This window comes from Citrobacter sp. R-1.5.2, from assembly GCF_035064245.1.
In the GTDB taxonomy this organism is placed as follows: domain Bacteria; phylum Pseudomonadota; class Gammaproteobacteria; order Enterobacterales; family Enterobacteriaceae; genus Citrobacter.
This window is the reverse complement of record NZ_JASEYC010000041.1, coordinates 1-7,643: the sequence shown is the minus strand read 5'-3', so window position 1 is coordinate 7,643 and position 7,643 is coordinate 1. Positions and strand designations below refer to the sequence as shown.

4 protein-coding genes and 1 pseudogene are annotated in these 7,643 nt (G+C 54.3%); 3 read left to right on the top strand and 2 right to left on the bottom strand.

Annotated elements, in window-relative coordinates:
- The first annotated feature begins 30 nt into the window (after window positions 1-30).
- Both QMN38_RS26110 and QMN38_RS26105 read left to right on the top strand, forming a co-directional pair.
- Window positions 31-939, top strand: coding sequence for a TniB family NTP-binding protein (locus tag QMN38_RS26110; RefSeq protein WP_085397603.1), 909 nt, complete (start codon window positions 31-33; stop codon window positions 937-939).
- Window positions 936-2,153 (top strand): TniQ family protein, encoded by a 1,218-nt coding sequence (locus QMN38_RS26105; protein WP_192906918.1) that lies wholly within the window; start codon window positions 936-938, stop codon window positions 2,151-2,153. The genes QMN38_RS26110 and QMN38_RS26105 overlap by 4 nt, the downstream gene beginning before the upstream one ends.
- Before the next feature lie 409 nt (window positions 2,154-2,562).
- Here the strand turns inward: QMN38_RS26105 and QMN38_RS26100 are convergent, their stop codons facing one another.
- Together QMN38_RS26100 and QMN38_RS26095 are read right to left on the bottom strand one after the other, a co-directional pair.
- Complete coding sequence (locus QMN38_RS26100) at window positions 2,563-3,585, bottom strand: IS110 family RNA-guided transposase (protein WP_001567660.1); 1,023 nt, start codon at window positions 3,583-3,585, stop codon at window positions 2,563-2,565.
- 84 nt (window positions 3,586-3,669) lie between these two features.
- Window positions 3,670-6,647, bottom strand: a pseudogene (locus QMN38_RS26095) (Tn3 family transposase).
- 167 nt (window positions 6,648-6,814) lie between these two features.
- Between QMN38_RS26095 and QMN38_RS26090 the strand changes: the two are divergent.
- A complete protein-coding gene (locus tag QMN38_RS26090) occupies window positions 6,815-7,456 on the top strand; it encodes a recombinase family protein (RefSeq protein ID WP_001567361.1) in 642 nt (213 codons plus the stop codon).
- The last annotated feature ends 187 nt before the right edge of the window (window positions 7,457-7,643 follow it).

Genomic DNA, 7,643 nt, shown 5'->3' with positions numbered 1-7,643 from the left:
ACCGTTCGACCAGATTGAGGAGTGGTAGCCGTGGACGAATATCCCATCATCGACCTGTCCCACCTGCTGCCGGCGGCGCAGGGGCTGGCTCGGCTGCCGGCGGACGAGCGCGTCCAGCGCCTTCGCGCCGACCGCTGGATCGGCTATCCGCGCGCGGTCGAGGCGCTGAACCGGCTGGAAGCCCTTTATGCGTGGCCAAACAAGCAACGCATGCCCAACCTGCTGCTGGTCGGCCCGACCAACAATGGCAAGTCGATGATCGTCGAGAAGTTCCGCCGCACCCACCCGGCCAGCGCCGACGCCGACCAGGAGCACATCCCAGTGTTGGTCGTGCAGATGCCGTCCGAGCCGTCCGTGATCCGCTTCTACGTCGCGCTGCTCGCCGCGATGGGCGCGCCGCTGCGCCCACGCCCACGGTTGCCGGAAATGGAGCAACTGGCTCTGGCACTGCTGCGCAAGGTCGGTGTGCGTATGCTGGTGATCGACGAACTGCACAACGTCCTGGCCGGCAATAGCGTCAACCGCCGGGAATTTCTCAACCTGCTGCGCTTTCTCGGCAACGAGCTGCGCATCCCGCTGGTCGGGGTTGGCACACGCGACGCCTACCTGGCCATTCGTTCGGACGATCAGTTGGAGAACCGGTTCGAGCCGATGCTGCTGCCGGTATGGGAGGCCAACGACGATTGCTGCTCACTGCTGGCCAGCTTCGCGGCTTCGCTCCCGCTGCGGCGACCCTCGTCGATTGCCACGCTGGATATGGCTCGCTACCTGCTCACGCGCAGCGAGGGCACCATCGGCGAACTGGCGCACCTGTTAATGGCGGCGGCTGTCGCTGCCGTGGAAAGTGGTGAGGAAGCGATCAACCATCGCACGCTCAGCATGGCCGACTACACCGGCCCCAGCGAGCGGCGACGACAGTTCGAGCGGGAACTAATGTGAAGCCCGCGCCGCGCTGGCCGCTGCATCCCGCTCCGAAAGAAGGCGAGGCGCTGTCCTCATGGCTCAACCGCGTGGCCCTTTGCTATCACATGGAACTGCCCGAGCTGCTGGAGCACGATCTTGGCCACAGCCAGGTCGATGACCTGGACACCGCGCCACCACTGTCGCTGCTGGCGATGCTTTCCCAGCGGAGCGGGATCGATCCGGACCGGCTGCGCAGCATGAGTTTCGCCGGCTGGGTGCCTTGGCTACTGGATAGTCTTGATGACCAGATTCCAGACGCATTGGAAACCTATGCATTTCAGCTCTCGGTACTGCTGCCAAAACTCCACCGTAAGAAGCGATCCATCACGAGGTGGCGTGCCTGGCTACCCAGCCAGCCGATACACTGTGCCTGTCCGCTCTGCCTGAGCGATCCGGATAACCAAGCCGTACTGCTCGCGTGGAAGCTGCCCCTGATGCTGAGCTGCCCGCTGCATGGCTGCTGGCTGGAATCCTATTGGGGAGTGCCTGGGCGGTTTCTCGGCTGGGAGAACGCCGACGCCGAACCGCGCACCGCCAGCGACGCGATTGCGGCGATGGATCAGCGTACCTGGCAGGCACTGACAACCGGTCACGTGGAGCTGCCGTGCCGACGCATCCACGCCGGATTGTGGTTTCGACTTCTTCGCACGCTGCTCGATGAGCTGAACACCCCGCTTTCCGCGTGCGGAACCTGCGCGGGGTATCCCCGCCAAGTCTGGGAAGGCTGCGGGCATCCGCTGCGTGCTGGGCAAAGTCTGTGGCGACCGTATGAAACCCTAAATCCGGTAGTACGGTTACAGATGCTGGAGGCGGCGGCAACGGCAATCAGCTTGATTGAGGTGAGGGACATCAGCCCGCCAGGCGAGCAGGCAAAGCTATTCTGGTCCGAGCCCCAAACCGGGTTCACCAGTGGCCTGCCGACGAAAGCGCCGAAGCCCGAGCCCATCAATCACTGGCAGCGTGCAGTCCAGGCCATCGACGAGGCCATCATTGAAGCGCGACACAACCCCGAGACGGCACGCTCGCTGTTCGCGTTGGCTTCCTATGGTCGGCGCGATCCCGCTTCCTTGGAACGGTTGCGCGCCACCTTCGTGAAGGAAGGCATCCCGCCGGAATTTCTGTCACATTACCTGCCTGATGCACCCTTTGCATGTCTTAAACAAAATGACGGGTTAAGTGACAAATTTTGACGGATAGAGCTTTCCGGCTCACACTGTCACATAATCGAACGTATACGTGACGGGTGAAAAGGTGCTGATCGGCTACATGCGGGTATCGAAGGCGGACGGATCCCAGTCCACCAATTGGGGTCAATTTGGATATCGAAAATTATTGTACTATAAGGGCTTCCCCGGCATGTCAACGCCGGTGTTTACGGTTTCTGTCTGCACTATAGTAAAAAAATAAAGGGGAGAGACTGCGGTACTATAAACGGTCATGATGAATCGTCATCGATTCGGACCCTGATGAAAGACGCTCGTGAGGCTCTAGTTCGTTAGTCGGGTACACTTGCCCTGTACAATAAGCAGATATACCTCACGGGGTCTAACCCTTTATCATCAACGAGTTGCAGAACAGATGGTCATACAGCTTTGTACTTTAGCTGGCTGAGTACAACCTGAAATCATCACCGTAATGCAATGATGCCCAGCACAGTCTTGCATTTTTGGCAGCGATGGCAACAACAGCGCGCCAGTATCCTCTGCGTTCGACCAGTGAGCAGACCCAACGACTGAATAAATCAGTCCTTTTCTCCGCCCCGATCAGTACCGAGCGGGCACCCTGAACCAGAAGTGTTCTCAGATACGAATCGCCAGCTTTCGTTATCCTGCCAAGCTTCGACTTTCCGCCGCTGCTGTACTGCGATGGTGTCAGTCCCAGCCAGGCTGCCAGCTGGCGCCCATTCTTAAAATCATGTGCATTACCGATACTGGCGACCAGCGCACAGGCCGTTGTGGGGCCAACGCCCTTCAATTCCATCAGCCGCTGACTGCGATGATCTGTTTTGGCCATGCGGGACAAAATTCGGTCATATTCAGCGATGTTATCTTCAATGCGAGCAACGTGCTCCAGCAAATCATCAACACATTGCTGAACCTGAAGTGGTAAAGAATTCTTCTGCTCAAAAACTATGTGGCGCAGGGCATCTGTACTTTGTGGGGCGATAACGCCGAATTCAGATATCAACCCCCGGAGACGATTATATGTTGCTGTTTTCTCTTCGATAAAACCCTGTCGGGTACGATGCAGACACTGCATTGCCTGCTGGCTCTCATCCTTAACCGGCACAAACCGCATATGTGGGCGACGAACCGCCTCGCAGATAGCCTGAGCATCAGCTGCATCATTTTTCCCTGATTTACCAGCCATGCGGTAAGGCGATACAAATTTAGCGGCCATCAGACGCGGCTCATGACCATACTGCCGAAACAGTCTTGCCCAGTAATGAGCCCCGGAGCACGCCTCCATCCCGATAACACAGGGCGGCAAACCAGCAATCAGCCCGGGAAGAGCTGCGCGGGTTACTCTGGATTTAACCAGAACGGTTTTGCCATTCTGGTCAACGCAATGAACAGCGAACACATTTTTAGCAAGATCGATACCGACAGTAGTAATGGTCATAACGAATCCCTCCGGGGTTGTGTTTACCCCATGATTGCACAAGAGTTAATCAGGCGCATAATCAGGGGAAGTCCCTTCCATTCGTTAAGGTCGTTTTTTGACCTTCCTACTTTAGCTGGCCGCAGCCGACGAAACTTACCGGAAGCCGGTATCCGGTTGCTTTTCCAGATATAATCGCCTGTAAGATTGATGTGTTCCCAGCCTAGCGGGGACAAATGCGATAGCAGTCGCTCGTTGATCTTCATCCCTTTACGCTTCAGGGCATCGACCGCTCTTTCCATATAGATGGTATTCCACAGCGAGATAGCTGCCGTCAGCAGCGTCAGTCCGCTGGCGCGGTAGCTCTGATTTTCCGGTTTACGATCCCTGATTTCACCCAGACGGTGCAGGAATACCGCGCGCGCCAGCGCGTTACGGGCTTCTCCTTTATTCAGTCCCGCCTGTACCCGCCGACGAAGTGCCGGATCGCGGAACCAGTCGAGCATAAACAGCGTTCGTTCAATACGGCCAATTTCCCTCAGTGCTTTGGCAAGTCCGTTTTGCTTGGGGTAGCTGGCAAGCTTTTTAAGCATCAGGGATGCCGTCACGGTTCCCTGCTTTATCGAGGTTGCCAGGCGCAGCACTTCACGCCAGTGAATTTCGATCTCTTTCAGATTCAGGCTGGTTGTTGATATCAGTGACTGAAGCGCCGGGTATTGGTCTGCTTTCCCTTTGATAAACAGCTTTTTGTCGTGGAGATCCCTGATTCGTGGACAGAACGCAAAGCCTAGCAGATGCATCAGGGCAAAGACATGATCGGTGAAACCAGCTGTATCGGTGTAATGCTCCCTGATTTCCAGGTCGCTTTCGTGATACAGCAAACCATCGAGAACATGGGTTGAATCCCTGACCCGACTTATTATGCAGGTGTAAAACGGGCTGTATTGATCCGAAATATGGGTATAAAACTGACGTCCAGGTTCTTGCCCATATTTCGGGTTAACCTGCCCTGCGTAGCGGCCTGAGCTGCCTGTTCTGAAATTCTGTCCATCTGATGATGACGTTGTTCCGTCTCCCCAGAATGCCGCCAGTGGTCTTTTTCCCTGCGCATTTACCAGCTCAGCAAGCGCGGCTGAATAGGTTTCGTCGCGGGTATACCATGCCTGAATATCTTCGAGTGATGATTTGGTGCTCCCGGGGCAGGCTTCTGCCATTTTGGTCAGGCCAAGATTGATGCCATCCGCAAGAATGGTGGTGAGGAGCTGGCGGGTATCGGGACGGGTAATGTCATTTTTTATATGCGAAAAATGACGGGTAAACGTCGTCCAGCAGTTTACCTCGTCGAGAATTTCCGTGATTTTAGGTCGCGGTAGCATGCTGTAAACCAGTTCTGCCAGCGGTGAAACCTGTGCCGGAACGCAGTTATCCAGCGGAGAGACTTTTACGCCCTTGTCGGATATTTCCACATCGGGCAGTTCACCAAGGGCAGCCATGGCATTGACCTCTTCAAGTCTGGACTGAAGCAGAGTCATACGGCTGGCAATGTACTCATGATAATCAGCAGATACGGGCAGTGGCAGCGCCGGTGTGAGTTTGTCAAAGTCCTTTTCGGGAATGAGGTAATCATCAAAATTTTTGTAGCGGCGTGAGCCTTTAACCCAGATGTCCCCGGAGCGCAACGCTCCCTTAAGCTCGCTGAGCGCACAAAATTCATAATACTGCCGGTCAATACCCGCAGGTGTAATCACCACCTTGCGCCAGCTTTCAGGGACAAACTCAAGCGGCGCAGTCGCCGGAACTTTACGTGACTGCTTCCGGTACATATCCTTGATCACAACCAGCGCATCAGCCAGAGGTTGTGCTGCCGGGGTTGCGACTAACTGTAAAGCGGACAACATGCGCGGGGCATATTTCCGTAATGTGCTGTATTTCTCAGTAATAATATGCAGCGGGTCAAAATTATTTTTTCTGGCGAGATGGCGTGTTTCCTCCAGACTGGCGACAAATTCAGGCCACGGGAGTATGTTTTCTATTGCGAGCCATGGATCGCCACCGGAGTCGCGGGCATCAGACAGCGCCTGACCAACATCGATGTACTGCCTCAGTTTGGACTGGATCAGCTTTCCGGTCTGCTGAAGGCGCTCAGCCTGTGTTCTTTTGGCTTTGTTGAAAAGGCTGTTCAGCATTCGTTCATGCAGCTCAATCACTTCGTCTGTCAGTGTGGCTCTGGCTTCTTCCAGCACGCAGACCAGGATCGCATGACGGCGGGCTGCTGAAAATCGGGTCAAATCCCGGCTACTCATCTTTCGGCCTTCCCGCGCCAGTTTCAGCAACCGGTTCTGGTGAATGGTACGATCTATACCTTCAGGTAATGCCAGCGATTCAATGCTGCTGAGCCGATCAAGATGTTGCAGTACGTTCTTACCATTGATTTTACCCGGCGGTTGCAGAAGCCATGTCAGCCTGGAAGGCTGATTATCTGATGACTCAAGTAAACGATCCAGGGCATCCCGGTGCGCCGGAGTTAACGGGGCATTCAGGGTCTGAAATACGATTTTATCTCCGCCAGCCATGGCCTCCGCACAGGTCCGCTCCACGACATCAATCGCGGGAATTATCACGTTGTTCTGCCGGAGCCAGACCAGTAACTCTTCGGCCAGGAGAATACCTTTATCGGTGCGCGTCGCCATCGACAACAGGTGCGTAATACCGTCCTGCTGTATTTTGCCGGTGAACGCCTTTACGCCAAGATAGCGGTACAGTTCGGTTAAATGCTCACGCCGGGTCGTATCCCTGCCGGAAAGGTAAGCAGGCCAGAGATCCCCGGTAAGCTTTAGCCTGCTGGCGATATGCTTCAGCAGCGCATCAGAGGGTGGGATTTTTTTATCCGGAGCAAAGCCGACATTTTTCAGGTAGCAAAGAAGGACGGCAAAACCAAAACGGCTGGCAGGTTTACGGTGAGCACTGATAAGTGCCAGATCATGCTCACTGAAATAGGCCATTCGGGTCAGCGTTAACTCATCATCTGGCAATGCCAGTAATGATTCTCTTTCCGACAGAGAAAGAATCTGCCTCCTTGCCATATAGTTTCCCTCATAAATTATTCGGTTCGGTATTTTTAACAAGAATGCTTATCGCATAAGGGTACACCTTGACGCCACAACCAAAACGTGACGGCACACGATAAATGACATAACCTATATGCGATAGAATAAATGCAATAACCTAAATGCGATAACGCGGTGGGAAAATGTTCATCAGAGCTTATTTAAGGGCATCGACGGAAGACCAGTTCGCCGATCGGGCAAAAGAGATGCTGGAGCAGTTCGTCCAGGAACGGGGGCATAAAATCGCCAGCTACTACCGGGAAAATATCAGTGGCACAAAACTTGAGCGCCCGGAACTAGGGCGCTTACTGATGGACAGTCACCACAATGATATTTTATTGGTCGAGCAGATAGACCGTCTGACACGTCTCAGCAACAGCGACTGGATGACGCTAAAAAAACAGATAGAACAACATGAGCTGCGAATTGTCAGTCTTGATGTGCCCACATCATGGCAGGCACTGTCAGATAAGGACCCTTCGCAGGCCGACCCGATAACCCGCGCAGTAATAACCGCCATCAATAACATGCTTATCGATCTGATGGCCGCAATGTCACATAAGGACTGGCTGAGCCGCCGCCAGCGGCAAAAACAGGGAATCGAGCGGGCTCATACAATTGGAAAGTACCGGGGTAAGCAGGCCGATCAGGAACGGCATCAGAAAGTCCTGTACTACCGGCAGGTAAAGAAACTGAGTATCCGGGAAACGGCGGATGCTACAGGCTACAGTGCTTCACAGGTTTGCCGGATACAAGCGCTTCATAAAAATAATGAAACTGCCTGAAAGGCTGGAATAACGGTGTTTATTTGCAGTCATGGCCTAATAGTTAGCGCCCTGTAACAACTTTTGTGATTAGCAGCCTGACGCATCATCTATGTAAGGAAAGTCCGCTGTGTGCCAGAAGCGGACTTTTTAAAAATATTGCGTGCCCAACAATTGGGCGCAGGTCACATCAAGTACCCTCAGAATT

Excerpts from the sequence above, each read along its gene's own strand:
- QMN38_RS26100 (WP_001567660.1), bottom strand. The coding sequence starts at position 3,585 with ATGACCATTACTACTGTCGGTATCGATCTTGCTAAAAATGTGTTCGCT.
- QMN38_RS26090 (WP_001567361.1), top strand. The coding sequence starts at position 6,815 with ATGTTCATCAGAGCTTATTTAAGGGCATCGACGGAAGACCAGTTCGCC.